We start from the raw sequence: 17,073 nt of genomic DNA, 5'->3' as shown, positions 1-17,073 counted from the left end.
GGGTCTCCTTTCGGTCAAGCCTGCGTGGATATGGTCGGACCGGCGGCGCGAACCGGCGGCGCTACGGTCCTTCCCTGCCGCGGTACACCAGGTCGATCTGGGTGCCGTCGGGCTCGGTCTGGCGCAACCGCACCGGCATCCAGCCCAGCGACTGCGCCAGCCAGACCTCGACGCGGCGCCGGTCGTTGGCGCGGCGCGGCAGCCGCACAAAGTGCTTGGCGCGCACCACGCCCTGGCCGGTGTCGACCTCGACCTCTCCAACATACTGCACTTGCATCGGCTCCACATCCCGGGTGTCGGCCACCTGGAACGCTTCGGTCACACCGGGCGTGGCATAGCGCTGGGGATTGCCGCGCACCAGCCCCACCAGTTGCAGGAAGACGCTGAAGCGGTCCTGGGCGCCGGGCGGAAACGGCGCCTGCGCGCCCGAGGCAAAGGCCACGGTGCCGGCCGCGGTGTCGATGCGCGAGGCCTCGACCTTGTTGCGGCGGCGCTCCTCGTAGCGTTCCGGCAACAGCCCCTGCTCGGCCAGCGCGCCGCTGCTCTGGAAGGCAAAGCGGAACCACAGCACCCGGGTCTCGACCGCCAGGCGGTAGCGGCCGCCGTCCTGCTCCCAGCGGATCAGGCCGTCCGGGTTCTGCACGCCGTTGACGAAGCTGGCGTAATGCATGGTCGCCGATGGGGGCGCGCTGTAGCGCACGCCGTTGACACCGCCCTGCGGGCCGCCGGACGGGGCCGGCGCGGCGGCGGCTGCGGGCGCGGCCGCGCTGCCTTCGCCGCCGCTGCCGGCGGCCATCTCGGTAGCGCCCTGCGGGCTGGTGGCGAGCGGTGGCGCCGGCTCGGGTGCGGGAACTTCCGGTTCAGGCTGCGGTGCCGCGGGCTTGGGCTGCGGGCGCGGCGCGCGCGCGATCGGTCTTGGCTTGGGTGGGGCTGGCGGCGCCGGCGGCGGCAGCAGCACGGCTTCCAGCGTGGGGGTATCGCTGACATCGACCGGGATCAGCGGCCCGGGCATGCGCACCAGGCCCACCACCGCCAGCAGGTGGACCAGCAGCACCAGCGCAATCACAAAGATCCAGCGGCGCCGGCGCCAGACGCGGGAATCCGCGCCGCGCCGGGCGTCAGGTTCAGGCGGGGCCGGTTTGTCCGGCCGGCGTGGCGGCACCAAGGTAGCCGAGTTCCGATGAGAGCTGTTGGGCGATGGCGCGTACACGGCGATCCATCGTACCGCCCCATTCTGCATCGAATATGCTCTGCGCGCCCAGCACGATCAGCCCCATGGCGAGATGGCCGTTGGCGTCGAACACCGGCATCGAGAACGCATTGATGCCCGGCAGCACGCCGCCGAGCGTGCGCGCGGCGCCGTGCGCGCGCACCTCGGCGCAGATCGCATCGTAGTCGGCCAGCGTGCGCGGCATGTCGGGCACGCCGTCATGGCCGCGCGCGCCCAGCTCGCGCTCGATCAGCGGCAGGGTCTGCTTGCGCGGCAGATAGGCACCGTAGAGCCGGCCGGTGGCGGAGTTGAGCATCGGCATCACGTCACCCAGGCGCAGGCTGACCGTGACCGGGTGGCTGGATTCCTCCCAGTGCACCACCGTGGGACCGTGGTTGCCCCACACCGCGATGCCGGCGGTCAGGTCCAGCTCGTCGCGCAGCTGCGACAGGATCGGCCGCGCCTTCTTGACCGGGTCGAGACGGTTCAGCCCGGCCAGCCCCAGCTGCAGCGCGAACGGCCCCAGGTCATAGCGCCCGCTGACGGGGTCCTGCGCCACCGCGCCCAGCCGCATGAAGCTGACCAGATAGCGATGGGCCTTGGCGGGGTTCATGTCTGCTGCGGCGGCCAGGTCGCGCAGCATCATCGCGCGCGGCGATGCCGCGAGCGCCTGCAGCAGCCTGAAGCCCACCTCGATGGACTGGATGCCGGAACGCAGCTTGGCGTCTTCTTCTTCGATCTCTGACATGCGGGTGGCAGGGCCTGTGCTTGCTGGCTGGGGGAGGGAAAAATCCTAGGTAAATTTACTATAGCGAAATCGATTTACCAATTTTTAAGCGCTCGGTAGACTTTCTTCGCCACAGACCTGTCCGGCGCGGCGCACGTGCCGCCCGCCGAGCCGGGCCCCGTTTTACCATGGAGACCACCGATGCGCCCCCCTGGCTACTTCCGCCCCGTCCTTGCCGCCCTCGGCGCCGTTCCCCTGCTGGCCCTGCTGTGCACCGCGAGCGCACCCGCGCGCGCCGACAGCTGGCCGTCGCAGCCGATCCGCTGGGTGGTGCCCTACCCCGCCGGCGGCGGCACCGATGTGGTCGCGCGCACCGTGGCCCAGGCGATCTCGCCGGCGCTGGGCAAGCAGGTGGTGATCGACAACCGGCCCGGCGCCGCCACCATCGTCGGCGCCGATGCGGTGGCGCATGCCAGGCCCGACGGCTACACCGTGCTGACCGCCGATACCGCCACGCTGGCCGCCAATCCGTCGCTGTACAAGAAGCTGCCGTACAACGCCGACAAGGACTTCGTCCATATCGGCCAGCTGGCGCGCTTCCCGCTGGTGCTGGTAGCCAACCCGAACTTCCCCGCGCGCACGCTCAAGGAAGCGATCGACTATGCGCAGAAGAATCCGGGCAAGGTCAATTTTGCCTCGCCGGGCGCCGGCAGCCCGCACCATCTGGCGATGGAACTGTTCATGGACCAGACCCGGGTCAAGATGACGCACGTGCCCTACAAGGGCGCCGCGCCCGCGGTGCAGGACCTGCTCGCGGGCCAGGTCGACCTGATGTTCCTGGACCTGGCCTCGGGCCAGCAGAACGTTCAGGCCGGCAAGCTGCGCGCGCTGGGCGTGGCCACGCCCAGGCGCCTCTCCGTGCTGCCGAGTGTGCCGACCGTCGCCGAAGGCGGCGTGGCCGGCTTCGAGGCCTACGCCTGGCAAGGCATGGTGGCGCCGGCCGGCACGCCCAAGGCCGTGGTCGCGCGGCTGAACGCCGAGCTGGTCAAGGCGCTGAAGACGCCCGAGGTGCAGAAGAAGCTGGAAGGCGTGGGCGTCGAAGCGGTCTCGAGCACGCCCGAGGAATTCGCCAGCTATGCACGCGCCGAGGCCGAGCGCTGGGGCAAGCTGATCAAGGCCAAGGGCATCACGGTCGACTGAGCGGCGCGCGCGCCGCGTTAGACTAGCGCCCATACTAGCGCCCACCGCGCCTGCCCGGCAGGCGCCCTCGATCCCTACCGCATCCCATGAAACTCGCAACCCTGAAGGACGGTTCGCGCGACGGCCAGCTGGTGGTCGTGTCGCGCGACCTGAAGACCGCGCACTTCGCCACCGACATCGCCGGCAAGCTGCAGACCGTGCTCGACGACTGGCAGTTCTACGCACCGCAGCTGCAGGACCTGTACGACGCGCTCAACGGCGGCCGCGCACGGCATCCGTTCCCGTTCGCGCCGAAGGACTGCATGGCGCCGCTGCCGCGCGCCTACCAGTGGGCCGACGGCTCGGCCTACGTCAACCACGTCGAGCTGGTGCGCAAGGCGCGCGGCGCCGAGATGCCGCCCGAGTTCTGGACCGACCCGCTGATGTACCAGGGCGGCTCCGACGATTTCCTGGGCCCGCATGACGACATCGTCTGCGCCAGCGAGGCCTTCGGCATCGACTTCGAGGCCGAGGTGGCGGTGATCACCGGCGACGTGAGGATGGGCGCCACCCCGGAGCAGGCCGGCGAGGCCATCCGGCTGGTGATGCTTGCCAACGACGTCTCGCTGCGCAACCTGATCCCGGCCGAACTGGGCAAGGGCTTCGGCTTCCTCCAGAGCAAACCGGCGACGGCGTTCTCGCCGGTGGCGGTGACCCCCGACGAACTGGGCGAGGCCTGGCGCGAGCGCAAGGTGCACCTGCCGATGACGGTGCACTGGAACAGCAAGAAGGTGGGCCAGCCCGACTGCGGCACCGACATGGTGTTCGACTTCGGCCAGCTGATCGCGCATATCTGCAAGACCCGCAACGTGCGCGCCGGCAGCATCGTCGGCTCGGGCACGATCTCCAATGTCGACCGCAAGAAGGGGTACTGCTGCATCGCCGAGAAGCGCATGCTCGAGACCATCGACGAAGGCAAGCCGGTGACCGAATTCATGAAGTTCGGCGACGCGGTCAAGATCGAGATGTTCGACGCGCAGGGTCATTCGGTATTCGGCGCGATCGACCAGCTGGTGGCCGCCGCCTGAGGACCGGCGGGCCGGGGGCGCAACCGCGCGCCGGATTTGCATATAATTAACCGACCGATCGGTTGGTAAATTAACCTGCTTCCGGCGCCCGCCCTGGCGTCCACTGAAAAGGCCCCCATGAACGCTTCCTCCGCTGACACCGCCGCCCTGTCCCCGCGCTACGAGCGCTATCGCGCGCTGACCCTGCGCCGCCACGGCCCGATCCTGGAAATCGTCATGGGCGCGGCCCAGTCGGCCAACCAGAAGCTGGCCACCGCCGACGCCAACATGCACCGCGAGCTGGCCGAGATCTGGCGCGACGTCTCCGCCGACCCCGAGGTGCGCGTGGCGCTGATCCGCGGCGAAGGCAAGGGCTTCTCCGCCGGCGGCGACCTGGCGCTGGTCGAGGACATGGCCAACGACTTCGACACCCGCACCCGCGTCTGGCACGAGGCGCGCGACCTGGTCTACAACGTCATCAACTGCGACAAGCCGGTGGTCTCGGCGATGCACGGCCCGGCCGTCGGCGCCGGGCTGGTGGCGGGCCTGCTGGCCGATATCTCGATCGCGGCGAAGACCGCGCGCATCGTCGACGGCCATACCCGGCTGGGCGTGGCCGCGGGCGACCATGCCGCGATCGTGTGGCCGCTGCTGTGCGGAATGGCCAAGGCCAAGTACTATCTGATGCTGTGCGAGTCGGTCAGCGGCGAAGAAGCCGAGCGGATCGGCCTGGTCTCGCTGGCGGTGGATGAGGACGAACTGGTGGCGCGCGCCTTCGAGGTGGCCAACCGGCTGGCGGCGGGGTCGCAGAGCGCGATCCGCTGGACCAAGTACGCCCTCAACAACTGGCTGCGCATGGCCGGCCCCGCTTTCGATACCTCGCTGGCGCTCGAATTCATGGGTTTTGCCGGCCCCGACGTGCACGAAGGCATGGCGAGCCTGCGCGAAAAGCGGCCGCCTCAGTTCAGGTAACGACGACGCAGCCGCGCTCCCGGAGGTCCGGGCACCGGGCTGCGCCGCACACGGAGCGCGCGACCATGTTCGGACAGATTCCCGATTTCACCAACGGCTTCGACTTCATGCGCCGGCTATGGGGCGGCGCGGGCATCCCCGCCAGCCTGATGCCCGGCCTGCAGGCGATGACGCCGCCGATGGACCTGGAAGACCTCGACAAGCGCATCGCCGACCTGAAGGCGGTGGAAAGCTGGCTGCAGCTCAATACCAACCTGCTGCGCACCACCATCCAGGGACTGGAAGTGCAGCGCGCCACGCTGGTGGCGCTGCAGACCTTCGGCAACGCGCTGTCGCCCGAGGCCATGCAATCGGCGATGGAAAACGTCGCGCGCGCCGCCAACGCCCCCAGCGCCGAGGCGCCGCAACGCACCGGCGCGGATACCGGCGCCGGTACCAGCGCGGACACGGGCAGCGCCGCGCACCCCGAGCCGCCTGCCGCCGAGCCGTCGCAGGCGGCCGCCGGCGACGCCGATGCCGCTCCGGCGCCCAATGCCGCGCTGTGGTGGGACATGCTGCAACAGCAGTTCAACCAGATTGCCAGCAGCGCCGCGGCGGCCAGCATGGTGCCGTTCGGCATTGGCGGCTTTGGCGCCGCCGGCGCCGCCACGCCAGCCGGCACCACCCAGTCCGGCGCAGAGAAAGCGAAGACCGCGGCAGCCGGCAAGACGGCTTCGGCGGGTACCGCCAGCCCTGCCGCGAAGAAGACACCGGCGAAGAAGGCACCGGCAAAGCAGGCGCCGGCGAAGAAAGCGGCTGCCAAGAAGCCGGCCAAGACCATGCCGGCGCGGGAGGCCGAGAGTGGCCGTGGTAGCAACGGCAGCGGCAACGGCAACGGCAGCACCAACGGCGCCGGCGGCAGCGTCACCAACTGAGCCTGCCGCCGCCCGGCGCCACCATCCACCCATGCATCGCGATTCCCTGCCGCTGCCCCCGGCGGCGCCCGCTTCCACGCCCAACCCCGCCGCCACCGCGCTGATCCTGATGGGCGGCGGCGCGCGCGCCGCCTACCAGGCCGGCGTGCTCAACGGCGTGGCGCGCATCGCCGCGCGCCATGGCAAGGCGCAGGCCGCGCTGCCGTTCGGCATCCTCGCCGGCACCTCGGCCGGGGCCATCAACGGCGCGGGGCTGGCCATCCATGCCGGCGACTTCGAAGCCGCCGCGCAGAGCCTGGGCGCGCTCTGGCACAGCATCCATGCCGACGAGGTCTACCGCACCGATGTGCTGCGCGTGGGCGTGTCGGGGGCGCGCTGGCTGTCGACGCTGGCGCTGGGCTGGGCCACGCAGCGGCGCGCGCCGCGCGCGCTGTTCGACAACACGCCGCTGGGCAGCATGCTGGGCGAGCTGTTCGAGCCCGCGCGGGTGCAGGCCAGCCTCGACAGCGGCGCGCTGCAGGCGTTCGCGGTCACGGCGCTGTCGTACAGCACCGGGCGCCACGTGACCTTCTACCAGTCGCACCACCGCATCCATCCGTGGCACCGCAGCCAGCGCATCGCGGTGCCGGCGCAGATCACGGTGGACCACCTGCTGGCCTCGTCATCGATCCCGTTCCTGTTCCCGGCCATGCCGCTGGAACTCGATGGGCACCACGAGTGGTTCGGCGACGGCACCATGCGCCAGATGTCGCCGCTGTCGCCGGCGATCCACCTGGGCGCGTCGCGCATCCTGGCGATCGGCGCGGCCTCGCGCCAGCGCTCGGGCTGGTTCGACACCATGCCGGGCGGCGGCTATCCGTCGCTGGCGCAGGTGGGCGGACAGGCGCTGGCCAGCATCTTCCTCGACGGGCTGAACACCGACCTGGAGCGGCTGCTGCATATCAACCGGCTGCTGGCGCGCATGCCCGAGGTGGCCGGCGACCGCGAGGGCTGGCGCCCGGTGCAGGTGATGACGGTGGCGCCCAGCGAGCCGATCGAGGCCATCGCCGCCGAGCACCAGAAGCAGTTGCCGCGCACCGTGCGCGCGCTGCTGGCGCCGCTGGGCGGCACCGAGGCGCGCGGCGCCGCATTCGCCAGCTACCTGCTGTTCGAGCCGGCCTTCACGCAGGCGCTGATCGCGCTGGGCGAGCGCGACGCCGAAGCCCAGGCCGACGAGCTGGCAGCCTTCCTTTACGGCATCGTGCCGGGCACAGCGCCAGCCGCGCCCGGCACGGACGACCACGCGGCCGAGCAGGCAGTCTCTCCCTGAGTTGCCGCCGTCACATGACGGTCGCAGAGGCGCCCGCGCTGGCACTTTGACGCGCCGCCGCGGCGCTGATCGCCCGGAAAAATGCAGAAGGCGCCTGCGAACCCCGCCGGGCGTTGCATATTTGCCCCGCTCCGGCCTAAAAAAGGAGAGAAGAGAATAATTCGCATCTGGTAGAATCTGCCCGTAATTTCAAAGGCTTACCATGCTCTACCCCGAACTGTTCAAATCGTTGGAAGCCGTCCGCTGGCACATGGACAAGGACATCCCCTGGGAGACCTTCGACGCCAGCATGCTGACGGACGACCAGGCCAAGACCATTCGCATGAATGCGATCACGGAATGGTCCGCCCTGCCCGCGACCGAGATGTTCCTGCGCGACAACCGCCACGACTCTGACTTTTCGGCGTTCATGAGCATCTGGTTCTTCGAGGAACAGAAGCATTCGCTGGTGCTGATGGAGTACCTGCGCCGCTTCCGCCCGGACCTGGTGCCGACCGAGGAAGAACTGCACGCGGTGCGCTTCGAGTTCGACCCGGCGCCGCCGCTGGAAACGCTGATGCTGCATTTCTGCGGCGAGATCCGCCTGAACCACTGGTACCGCCGTGCCGCCGAATGGCACACCGAGCCGGTGATCAAGCATATCTACCGCACCCTGTCGCAGGACGAAGCCCGCCACGGCGGCGCCTACCTGCGCTACATGAAGAAGTACCTGGCGCAGTTCGGCGACAGCGCGCGCGCGGCCTTCGCCAAGATCGGCGTGCTGATGGCCTCGGCGCGCCGCACCGAGAAGCCGCTGCACCCGACCAACCTGCACGTCAACAAGGCGCTGTTCCCCAACGACACGGTGCAGTCGCGCCTGCCGGACCCCGACTGGCTCGAGAAATGGCTCGACGAGCAGATCCGCTTCGACGAAGGCTGGGAGAAGAAGGTCATCGAACGGATCCTGCACAACATGTCGCTGCTGTTCGAACGTACCTTTGAAAGCGTGCAGGACCTGAACCGCTACCGCAAGGAGCTGAACGCCAGCCTGCAAGGCGCCGGCGCGGCCCGCCCCGCGCAAGCCTGAGCGGCCCGGTCCGGACAAGAAAATGCCCCGCCGAAGCGGGGCACTTTTTTTTCTTGCTGTTTTACCTTCACGCATTCCCGACAAATGCGGCCCGCGGCGCGCCGGATCGTCCGGCCCTCGCGGCTAGGGTGCAACGCCGTTTTCCTGTTCCCGGAAATACGGTGCCGCGGATGATAAGCGCGCCAGCCGCCGCGCAGGTAGTAGCCGGTTACTACATCGCTGCCGGACCGCGGGCCAGTGCCGTCACGCGATGGCGCCAGCCAGGGCGGCGCGCAAGAACGGGTACCATTCGGGCAAGCGCGCCGGCTGCGCCACGGTGCCGGCCTCCACCTATCCCATGTCCCGATCCATGTCCGTACCCGCCTTCGAATCCAAGCTGACTCCCGCCGACGACACCGCCGCGCTGGCCGCGCGCATCGCCGCGCTGCCGCGCCCGCTGGTGTTTACCAACGGCGTCTTCGACATCCTGCATCGCGGTCATGCCACCTACCTGGCGCAGGCGCGCGCGCTGGGCGCGAGCCTGGTGGTCGGCGTCAACAGCGATGCCTCGGTGAGGATGCTGGGCAAGGGCGACGACCGCCCGCTCAACCATGAGTCGGACCGCATGGCGCTGCTGGCCGCGCTGGCGTCGGTCGACCTGGTGGCGATGTTCCGCGAACAGACCCCGGTGGAGCTGATCCGCCTGGTGCGCCCCGACATCTACGTCAAGGGCGGCGACTACGATATCGATACGCTCGAAGAAACCCGGCTGGTGCGCAGCTGGGGTGGCCAGGCCTATGCCATCCCCTTCCTGCACGACCGCTCGACCACCAAGCTGCTGACCAAGGTGCGCCAGGCCGGCTGAGCCGCCGCGCCTGCATTATTTGGCCCGCACTAAGCGCCCGGCGCCGAGGCCGGCGTGACCGGCGGCGGTTGCAGGCGCATGCGCTCGCCCCGCACCTGCTGCTCCAGCCGGTGCGGTTCGCGCGGCGATTCGAACCAGCCCGACAGCGGCTGCGCGCCGAACGCGCCCAGCACCGCGGCCAGCAGCACGGCGTTGGCGAACAGCAGCAACAGCAATGCGATGCGCAGGGAGCGGGTGATCATGGGGAATCGGATGGAGGTGGGGACTTAGCGTCGTCACGCATCGGCCATGGCCATCGCATGCAGGCCGAGCAGCACCAGATTATCGTGCATCTCGAACGGCACCGCGAGCGCCCCGGCCAGTGCGCCGCGGGCCCCGCCGGACAGCAGGCAGCGCGGCGGACGCGACGCGTCGCCGCGCGCGCCCAGCGCGCGCCAGGTGCGCTCGATGGCGCCGGCCTGCGCCGCCAGGCAGCCGGCGGCAATGGCGTCGTGGGTGTTGTCGGCCCAGCGCCGCTGCGCGCCCGCCACGCTGCCGGCCTCGCCCACATCCAGCGCCGGCAGCTGCGCGGTATTGCGCGCCAGCGTGCCCAGCATCAGCGCCAGCCCCGGCAGGATCAGCCCGCCTTCGAAGCGCGCGTGGCCAGCCTCTGTGACGGTGACGATATCGAGCGTGGTGGCGGTACCGGCGGTGACCACCAGCAATGTTTCGCGCGGCAGCCAGCGGTGCGCGCCGATGGCGCCGACCCAGCGGTCGACGCCCAATTGGGTCGGTTCGCGATAGCCGTTGGCAAGGTCGCCATGCGCGGCGGCGCTGCGTACCCATTGCACCGGCGCGCAGCCGCCGAAGGCGTCGGCCAGCGCGGCATCGACGGCGGTGGCAATCACCGGCCCGGCCACGTTGCTGATCCACACCGACGGCATCGGCCCGCTGGCGCACAGTGCGCGCAGTTCGGTGGCCAGGGTTCGCAGCGCGCCGTCGTCGGCATGCGCGACCGCGCCGGCGTGCTGCCACGGCGTCGGCAGCGCAGCGCTGCCTGCGGTCGCAGGCAGCGCAGCACCGGCGTCGCACCACGCCCATTTGAGCCGGGTATTGCCGATATCGACCAGCAGGCGCGGCGCGTTCATGCGCCACCTTCCTGGCCCGGGGCGGGCCGCAGCGACAGCTCGCCGCTGGCGATGCGCTCCAGCCCGGCGGGGGTTTCCAGCAGCAGGTGGCCGGCCTCGTCGACGCCGCGCGCCATGCCTTCGGCGATCACCTGGCCGTCGTGCAGCAGCCGCACCGGCTGGTCGCGGTAGGCATCGGCGGCGGACCAGCGCCGTGCCATCGGCCCGAAGCCATGCGCGAGGAAGTCCGTGCGCATCGCCGCCAGCCGCTCCAGCACCGCCGCCAGCAGGCGCGGCGCATCGCGCCCGGCATCGAAGCCCGGCATGGCCTCGGCTACGCCCGCCAGTTCGCGCCCCAGCGCGGCTTCCATCTGCGCATCGCGCACCAGGTTCAGGCCGATACCGATCACCGCCCAGACCCGCTGCGGGCCCGCCGGCACCGATTCGATCAGGATGCCGGCCAGCTTGCGGCCGTCGATCTGCAGGTCATTGGGCCATTTCAGGCCCACCCGCGCGCCCAGCGCCGGGGCCACGTCGCCCAGGGCCTCGGCCAGCGCCAGGCCCACCGCCAGGCTCAGGCCGCTCAGCTGCGCCGGCGCCAGCGCCAGCGGCAGCGCCACCGAGAAAGTCATGCCGGCCTGCCCCTGCCACGGCCGGCCCTGGCGTCCGCGCCCGGCGGTCTGGCGATAGGCCAGGCGCAGCGTGCCGGCGTCGGACCACGACGCCTGGCGGCACTGCGCGGTCAGGTCGGCATTGGTCGAGCCGGTTTCCTCGACCAGTTCCACGGTCCAGTCGCGCAGCGCGGGCGACAGCATGGCGCGCAGCGCGCCTTCATCGATGCGCCACGACGTGGCAGTGGAAGGATCGGGCGGATTCGGAGGAACGGCGGACATGCGCGGCAATGGATGGGGATGGGCGGGGTCGCGGTCGGCACAGGCAGGATCCGGATCGAAACCCGGGGCTGCGGCAGATGCCGCATTGTAGCCGCGCCGCGCTGCCGGGCATGCCCCCGGGGCACGGCGCGGTCGCGCCAGCCGGGCGCGTGGCTTAGAATCGAGACTCGGCCATCACATCGCTTGCCCTTGGAACGCCAGACGACGCCAGACTTCCAGATCACGCGCGGGCACGGAACCGTCAGCGTACAGCTGCGTGGCGACTGGACCGCGCTCGCGCTGGCCGGCTGCCGCCAGGCGCGGCAGCTGCGCGCGCAGCTCCACGAGCTGGCGCAGGCCTCGGATAACGCGCAATGGTCGCTGGCCGGCGTCGAGCGCCTTGACCATATCGGCGGGCAACTGCTGTGGCAGGCCTGGAACGGCGCGCTGCCGCAACGGCTCGAGGCCAGCGAGGGCCAGCGCCGCGTGTTCGAGCGCATTGCCGCGGTGCACGACGAGGGCTGGAAAAAGCACATGGTGGACCGCTTCAACCCGGTCACGCTGTTCGGCGCCAACGTGCTGTCGTTCGGCGCGCAGCTGGGCAACGGCATCACCATGCTGGGCCAGCTGGCGTTCGACCTGCTGCGCTTCGCGCGCATGCCGCAGCGCGGCCCGTGGCGCGAGATCTCGGCCAATATCTACAACGTCGGCTACAAGGCGCTGGGGATCACGGCGCTGGTCGGCTTCCTGATCGGCATCGTGCTGTCGTACCTGTCGGCCAACCAGTTGCGCACCTTCGGCGCCAGCACCTTCATCGTCAATATCCTGGGCATGGCGGTGATCCGCGAACTGGGGCCGGTGCTCGCCGCGATCCTGATCGCGGGGCGCTCGGGCTCTGCCATCACCGCGCAGATCGGCGTGATGCGCGTGACCGAGGAGCTGGACGCGATGCGCGTGATGGGCATCTCGCACGGCTTCCGGCTGATCATGCCGCGCGTGATCGCGCTGGCCATCGCCATGCCGCTGCTGGTGGCGTGGACCGACGTGATGGCGCTGGCCGGCGGCATGCTGGCCGCGCGCATGCAGCTGGGCATCAGCGCCACCTTCTTCCTGCGCGAGCTGCCCGATGCGGTGCCGGTGGCCAACCTGTGGCTGGGGCTGGGCAAGGGCGTGGTGTTCGGCATCCTGATCGCGCTGACCGCGTGCCATTTCGGGCTGCGCATCAAGCCCAACACCCAGAGCCTGGGCGAAGGCACCACCGCCTCGGTGGTGACCGCGATCACCATCGTGATCCTGGCCGACGCGGTCTTCGCCATCCTGTTCAAGGACGTGGGCCTGTGAACGCGGCACCAGCGAACACGACCCAGCCAGGCCCGCCGCAGCCCGCGCCGGAGCGCACCCCGGTGATCGAGGTGCGCGGCCTGGTCAAGCGCTTCGGCAAGGCGGTGGTGCACGACCATGTGGACCTCGACGTCTACCGCGGCGAGGTGCTGTCGATCGTCGGCGGCTCGGGCAGCGGCAAGACCGTGCTGCTGCGCCAGATCGTCGGGCTGGAGCGTCCCACCGCGGGCACCATCAAGGTATTCGGCGAGGATCCGTCGCGGCTGCGCCCGGCCCAGCTGCAGGCGCTGCGCAGCCGCTGGGGCCTGCAGTTCCAGCGCGGCGCGCTGTTCTCGGCGCTGTCGGTGATCGACAATATCGCGCTGCCGCTGCGCGAGCTGCGCGCGCTGCCCGACAACCTGATCTGCCAGGCGGCGCTGCTCAAGCTGCAGCTGGTGGGGCTGTCGGCGCGCGATGCCGACAAGATGCCGTCGGACCTGTCTGGCGGCATGATCAAGCGCGTGGCGCTGGCCCGTGCGCTGTCGCTGGAACCCGAGCTGCTGTTCCTGGACGAACCCACTGCCGGCCTGGACCCGATGGCGTCCGACGACTATGTCGCGCTGATTCGCGAGCTGCGCCGCGAGCTGGGCCTGACCGTGGTGATGATCACGCACGACCTCGACACGCTGGTGGCGCTGTCCGACCGCGTCGCGGTGCTGGCCGACCACAAGGTGATCGCGGCCGCGCCGATCCCGCAAGTGGTGAAGGTGGAGCACCCCTTCATCCGCGAGTATTTCCTGGGCGAGCGCGCCCAGCGCGCCCTGCAGGCGCTGCCCCGGCCCGGGCAGCCCGCGGCGCCGCCCCCTGGAGAAGCATGATGGAAAACAAGTCCAACGCCTTCCTTGCCGGCGTGTTCACCATCGGCCTGGCCGTGCTGGTGCTGTTCGCGATCTTCTGGTTCAGCAGCGACCATGCGGTGCGCGTGCCGTACGACCTGATCACCCGCTCCACCGTCAACGGCCTGGGCCCGCAGGCCGACGTCAAGTACCGCGGGCTGGCGGTGGGCAAGGTCGAGTCGATCAAGTTCGACCCGCAGGTGCCGGGCCAGATCATCGTGCGCGTCAACGTCAACCGCGAAACGCCGATCACGCGCACCACCTACGCCACGCTGGGCTTCCAGGGCGTGACCGGGATCGCCTACGTGCAGCTCGATGACTCCGCCGCGCACGATGGCGCCGGCGCCTCGCCGCCGCTGCCGACCTCGCCGCGGGCGGTGGCGCGCATCGCCATGCGGCCCGGCTTCTTCGAGGAACTGGAAAAGCGCGGCGATTCGCTGCTGACCCAGGCCGAGACCCTGATGGGCTCGCTCAACGACATGTTCCGCGGCGCCAACCGCGACGAGCTGATGGCGGCGATCCGCTCGGTGCGCAAGACCGCCGAAGATTATTCGCGCCTGTCCGATTCGCTCACGCCGGCCGCGCAGCGCCTGCCGAAAGTGGCCGAGAACCTGAACGCGACGCTGGAATCGACCCGGCGCCTGACGCAGGAACTGGCCAACCCCAACGGCACCGTGATGCGCACCGTCGACAGCGTCGGGCGCGACCTGCAGGGCGCGGCCGCGTCGGTGCAGTCGGCCGCTGGCACCTTCAGCGAAGAGACCCTGCCGCAGCTCAATGGCCTGGCCCGCGACGCGCGCCAGACCGCGCGCAGCTTCGAGCGCGCCGCCGGCCAGTTCAACGAGAGCCCGAGCAGCGTGCTGTTCGGCGCGCCCGCGCCCACGCCAGGGCCGGGCGAGCCGGGCTTCAGCGCGGCCCCGTAGCGTCGGCATCCGACAAAGCCCCCGCCCCTTCGATCACGCCAAACGCCAACCGCGAGAATCCGCCGTGAACCCTGCGACCGAGATGCCACGCTTGCTGCGCTCCGCAACCGCCCGCCTGCGCGCGGCCCTGCTGATTTTCTGCGCCGGCCTGGCGCTGTCGGGCTGCGCGCTGACGCGCGGCGAGCCCACCATCACCTATGACCTGGGCCCGGCCGTTGCTGCCCCGGCGGCACCCGCCGCCGGGAACCCTGCCCTCGCGCCGCTGCCCAAACTGCGCGTGGCGCAAACCGACGGGCCCAACTGGCTGGAAGGCAATGCGCTGTTCTACCGGCTCCAGTACGCCCAGGCGCAGCGCCTGCAGGCCTATGCCACGCAGCGCTGGGTGATGTCGCCCACGCGCCTGTTCGACGAGCGCCTGCGCGAGGCCGTGGCCGCGCGCGGCACGCTGGGCTGGTCCGGCGACGGCAGCGTGCCGGCGCTGAAGGTTGACCTGCTCGAGTTCGACCAGGTGTTCGACAGCGCCACCACCAGCGAGGGCGTGGTGCGGCTGCGCGCCACGGTGTACCGGCACGGCATGCTCGGCCAGCAGACCTTCGAGGCGCGCCGGCCCGCGCCCAGCGCCGACGGCGCCGGCGGCGTCAAAGCGCTGGCCGAAGCCAGCGATGCCGTGATTGCCGCGCTGCTCGACTGGATCGGCACGCTGCAGCTAAAGTAAAGCAACAGGAGATTTGCCATGGAGCCGGCTCCCCCGCCGCTCTCCGCGCCGCCGCCGGCGGCTATGCCAGCACCATCCGCCACCGCGCCGCAGCACTCGCCGCTGGCGCGCGTGGGGCTGCTCTGCTTCACGCTGCTGGTGATCTATGCCAGCCTGTACCCGTTCTCGGGCTGGATCGACAACGGCATCTCGCCCTTTGCCTTTGTCAGCGCGCCCAAGCCGCGCTACATCACCGACTTCGACCTGCTGACCAACGTGCTGGGGTATTTCCCGTTCGGCGCGCTGGTGGTGCTGTCGCTGCATCCGCGCGTGTCGGGCGGGCGCGCTACCCTGGTGGCGCTGGTCGCCGGCGCCCTGCTGTCGGCGTGCATGGAGGCCTTCCAGACCTGGCTGCCGAGCCGGATCTCGTCCAACATCGACCTGATCACCAATGCGCTGGGGGCGCTGCTCGGCGGCGCCGTGGCGGCGCCGTTCACGCGCGCGCTGATCGACGACGGGCGCCTGACGCGGCTGCGCCATGCCTGGTTCGAGCCCCATGCCAGCTTTGCCATCATCCTGCTGCTGCTGTGGCCGTTCGCGCAGGTGTTTCCGCAGGAGCACCTGTTCGGCATGGGCGGCATCGTGCGCGAATGGCTGACCGATCCGGAATCCTGGCCGATGCAGGTGCTGCAGATGGTGTTCCCGCAGCTGGAGGCGTGGCAGGACCATATCGGCCTGCGGCCCGAGGACATGCAGAGCCAGCAGTTGCTGGAATCGCTGGTGACTGCCAGCAGCTGGGTCGGCACCGGCCTGTTCGCCTCGCTGGCGATGCGCCGCAGCGCGCCGATGCTGCGCATCCTGGCGGGGCTGCTGGCGGCGGCGCTGCTGCTCAAGGCGACCGCGGCCGAGCTGCAGTTCCCGACCGAAAGCGCCTTCGTCTGGCTGTCCGAAGGCGGGCGCTTCGCGCTGCTGACCAGCTCGCTGGTGCTGGCGCTGCTGCTGTACCTGCCGCGCTGGCTGCGCGCGGTGCTGGCGATGGCGGCGCTGATCGTGCTGGTGGCGCTGACCAACGTGCTGCCGTCAAACCCCTACGCGTGGATCTCCGAGCAGGGCTGGCGCATGGGCCGCTTCATCCACTTCAACAGCCTGGCGCAGTGGCTCGGCTGGCTGTGGCCGTTCCTGGCGTTCTGCTATGTGATCTGGCGCTTCGAGCAGGTCAGCCTGCGCCGCCATGCGATGAAGAAAGCCGCGGCGCGCCGTGAGGCGGCAGCGGCCAACCTGCGGGAGTAAGCCGGCGCGGACGTGCGCGCCGGGTCTTAGTGCAGTTGCCCGCCCTGTTCGCGCACATCGGCGCGGGTCGACAGCGCCGTCGCCACCGCGGTGCGCAGGCCCTTCACCAGGGTCTCGTGCGCCAGGCACGGCTGGCCCGGATGCCGCGCCGCCTGCTCGGGCAAATACGGAATGTGGATAAAGCCGCCGCGCACCGCGCCGGCCGGCTGCCGCGCCAGCCGGTGCATCAGCCCGTAGAACACATGGTTGCAGACGAAGGTGCCGGCAGTCTGCGATACCGACGCCGGCACGCCGGCCGCGCGCATGTCGCGCACCATCGCCTTGATCGGCAGCGTGGCAAAGTAGGCGGCCGGGCCGTCGGCGGCGATGGCGGTGTCGATCGGCTGCGCGCCGGCGTTGTCGGCGATGCGCGCATCGTCGACATTGATCGCCACGCGCTCGACCGACATCTCGGCGCGCCCGCCGGCCTGGCCGACGGCGATCACCAGGGTCGGCCGCAGCGCGTCGAGCAGTTCGGCGATCGCATCGAGCGCCGCGCCGAACACGCAAGGCAGCTGGCGCGCGACGATCACCGCGTCGCCGACGCGTTCGCCGTCGAGGGCGCGCACGGCCTCCCACGATGGGTTGATGGGTTCGTCCTCGAACGGCTCGAAGCCGGTCAGCAGCACGGTAGGCATGGCGGAG

The 17,073-nt window shown here is 70.4% G+C and carries 18 protein-coding genes; 12 read left to right on the top strand and 6 right to left on the bottom strand.

What is annotated here, in order from left to right; genetic code table 11:
* Nucleotides 1–61: 61 nt before the first annotated feature.
* Both CBM2588_RS01835 and CBM2588_RS01830 read right to left on the bottom strand, forming a co-directional pair.
* On the bottom strand, nucleotides 62–1,066 hold the full coding sequence (locus CBM2588_RS01835) for a DUF3108 domain-containing protein (protein WP_231942088.1): 1,005 nt from the start codon (nucleotides 1,064–1,066) through the stop codon (nucleotides 62–64).
* A gap of 58 nt (nucleotides 1,067–1,124) precedes the next feature.
* Nucleotides 1,125–1,958: an IclR family transcriptional regulator gene (locus CBM2588_RS01830; RefSeq protein ID WP_062796236.1), complete on the bottom strand. Its 834-nt coding sequence runs from the start codon at nucleotides 1,956–1,958 to the stop codon at nucleotides 1,125–1,127.
* A gap of 180 nt (nucleotides 1,959–2,138) precedes the next feature.
* Here CBM2588_RS01830 and CBM2588_RS01825 point away from each other — a divergent pair, with 180 nt between their 5' ends.
* The 7 genes from CBM2588_RS01825 (at nucleotide 2,139) to rfaE2 (ending at nucleotide 9,288) form a co-directional block, all read left to right on the top strand.
* Nucleotides 2,139–3,137 carry a Bug family tripartite tricarboxylate transporter substrate binding protein gene (locus CBM2588_RS01825; RefSeq protein WP_115679110.1) on the top strand — a complete coding sequence of 333 codons (999 nt, stop codon included), beginning with the start codon at nucleotides 2,139–2,141 and terminating at the stop codon, nucleotides 3,135–3,137.
* An 86-nt stretch (nucleotides 3,138–3,223) separates the two neighbouring features.
* A complete protein-coding gene (locus CBM2588_RS01820; RefSeq protein ID WP_115679109.1) occupies nucleotides 3,224–4,204 on the top strand; it encodes a fumarylacetoacetate hydrolase family protein in 981 nt (326 codons plus the stop codon).
* 117 nt (nucleotides 4,205–4,321) lie between these two features.
* Nucleotides 4,322–5,155, top strand: coding sequence for an enoyl-CoA hydratase/isomerase family protein (locus CBM2588_RS01815; protein ID WP_115679108.1), 834 nt, complete (start codon nucleotides 4,322–4,324; stop codon nucleotides 5,153–5,155).
* A 65-nt stretch (nucleotides 5,156–5,220) separates the two neighbouring features.
* Nucleotides 5,221–6,069, top strand: a complete 849-nt coding sequence (locus tag CBM2588_RS01810; protein ID WP_115679107.1) for a PhaM family polyhydroxyalkanoate granule multifunctional regulatory protein — start codon at nucleotides 5,221–5,223, stop codon at nucleotides 6,067–6,069.
* 31 nt (nucleotides 6,070–6,100) lie between these two features.
* Nucleotides 6,101–7,378 (top strand): patatin-like phospholipase family protein, encoded by a 1,278-nt coding sequence (locus tag CBM2588_RS01805; RefSeq protein WP_115679106.1) that lies wholly within the window; start codon nucleotides 6,101–6,103, stop codon nucleotides 7,376–7,378.
* A gap of 202 nt (nucleotides 7,379–7,580) precedes the next feature.
* Nucleotides 7,581–8,444 (top strand): ferritin-like domain-containing protein, encoded by an 864-nt coding sequence (locus CBM2588_RS01800; RefSeq protein ID WP_115679105.1) that lies wholly within the window; start codon nucleotides 7,581–7,583, stop codon nucleotides 8,442–8,444.
* 349 nt (nucleotides 8,445–8,793) lie between these two features.
* Nucleotides 8,794–9,288, top strand: a complete 495-nt coding sequence (rfaE2, locus tag CBM2588_RS01795; protein WP_115681360.1) for a D-glycero-beta-D-manno-heptose 1-phosphate adenylyltransferase — start codon at nucleotides 8,794–8,796, stop codon at nucleotides 9,286–9,288.
* Nucleotides 9,289–9,317: 29 nt separating this feature from the next.
* Here rfaE2 and CBM2588_RS01790 read toward each other — a convergent pair whose 3' ends face one another.
* Genes CBM2588_RS01790 through CBM2588_RS01780 form a run of 3 tightly spaced genes read right to left on the bottom strand, consistent with a single transcriptional unit; the run spans nucleotide 9,318 to nucleotide 11,287 of the window.
* Complete coding sequence (locus CBM2588_RS01790; protein ID WP_115679104.1) at nucleotides 9,318–9,530, bottom strand: hypothetical protein; 213 nt, start codon at nucleotides 9,528–9,530, stop codon at nucleotides 9,318–9,320.
* Nucleotides 9,531–9,563: 33 nt separating this feature from the next.
* Nucleotides 9,564–10,415 carry a type III pantothenate kinase gene (locus tag CBM2588_RS01785; protein ID WP_115679103.1) on the bottom strand — a complete coding sequence of 284 codons (852 nt, stop codon included), beginning with the start codon at nucleotides 10,413–10,415 and terminating at the stop codon, nucleotides 9,564–9,566.
* On the bottom strand, nucleotides 10,412–11,287 hold the full coding sequence (locus CBM2588_RS01780) for a biotin--[acetyl-CoA-carboxylase] ligase (protein ID WP_115679102.1): 876 nt from the start codon (nucleotides 11,285–11,287) through the stop codon (nucleotides 10,412–10,414). The genes CBM2588_RS01785 and CBM2588_RS01780 overlap by 4 nt, the downstream gene beginning before the upstream one ends.
* A 183-nt stretch (nucleotides 11,288–11,470) precedes the next feature.
* On the opposite strand from CBM2588_RS01780, the gene CBM2588_RS01775 reads away from it, so the two are divergent.
* The 5 genes from CBM2588_RS01775 to CBM2588_RS01755 all read left to right on the top strand — a co-directional run bounded on the left by CBM2588_RS01775 (nucleotide 11,471) and on the right by CBM2588_RS01755 (nucleotide 16,389).
* Nucleotides 11,471–12,607 (top strand): MlaE family ABC transporter permease, encoded by a 1,137-nt coding sequence (locus CBM2588_RS01775; protein ID WP_115679101.1) that lies wholly within the window; start codon nucleotides 11,471–11,473, stop codon nucleotides 12,605–12,607.
* Nucleotides 12,604–13,464 carry an ABC transporter ATP-binding protein gene (locus CBM2588_RS01770; protein ID WP_115679100.1) on the top strand — a complete coding sequence of 287 codons (861 nt, stop codon included), beginning with the start codon at nucleotides 12,604–12,606 and terminating at the stop codon, nucleotides 13,462–13,464. Before CBM2588_RS01775 ends, CBM2588_RS01770 begins: the two co-directional genes overlap by 4 nt.
* Complete coding sequence (locus CBM2588_RS01765; protein ID WP_115679099.1) at nucleotides 13,461–14,405, top strand: MlaD family protein; 945 nt, start codon at nucleotides 13,461–13,463, stop codon at nucleotides 14,403–14,405. Before CBM2588_RS01770 ends, CBM2588_RS01765 begins: the two co-directional genes overlap by 4 nt.
* Nucleotides 14,406–14,487: 82 nt before the next feature.
* Nucleotides 14,488–15,120: an ABC-type transport auxiliary lipoprotein family protein gene (locus tag CBM2588_RS01760; RefSeq protein ID WP_115679098.1), complete on the top strand. Its 633-nt coding sequence runs from the start codon at nucleotides 14,488–14,490 to the stop codon at nucleotides 15,118–15,120.
* Between the two features lie 18 nt (nucleotides 15,121–15,138).
* Complete coding sequence (locus CBM2588_RS01755; RefSeq protein WP_115679097.1) at nucleotides 15,139–16,389, top strand: VanZ family protein; 1,251 nt, start codon at nucleotides 15,139–15,141, stop codon at nucleotides 16,387–16,389.
* A gap of 26 nt (nucleotides 16,390–16,415) precedes the next feature.
* On the opposite strand, the gene pcp is transcribed toward CBM2588_RS01755, so the two are convergent.
* A complete protein-coding gene (pcp, locus tag CBM2588_RS01750) occupies nucleotides 16,416–17,066 on the bottom strand; it encodes a pyroglutamyl-peptidase I (RefSeq protein WP_115679096.1) in 651 nt (216 codons plus the stop codon).
* Nucleotides 17,067–17,073: the final 7 nt, after the last annotated feature.

The sequence above is a fragment of the Cupriavidus taiwanensis genome, assembly GCF_900250075.1.
In the GTDB taxonomy this organism is placed as follows: Bacteria; Pseudomonadota; Gammaproteobacteria; order Burkholderiales; family Burkholderiaceae; genus Cupriavidus; species Cupriavidus taiwanensis_C.
The sequence above is the reverse complement of the archived record's forward strand: the minus strand, read 5'-3'. Positions and strand labels throughout refer to the sequence as shown.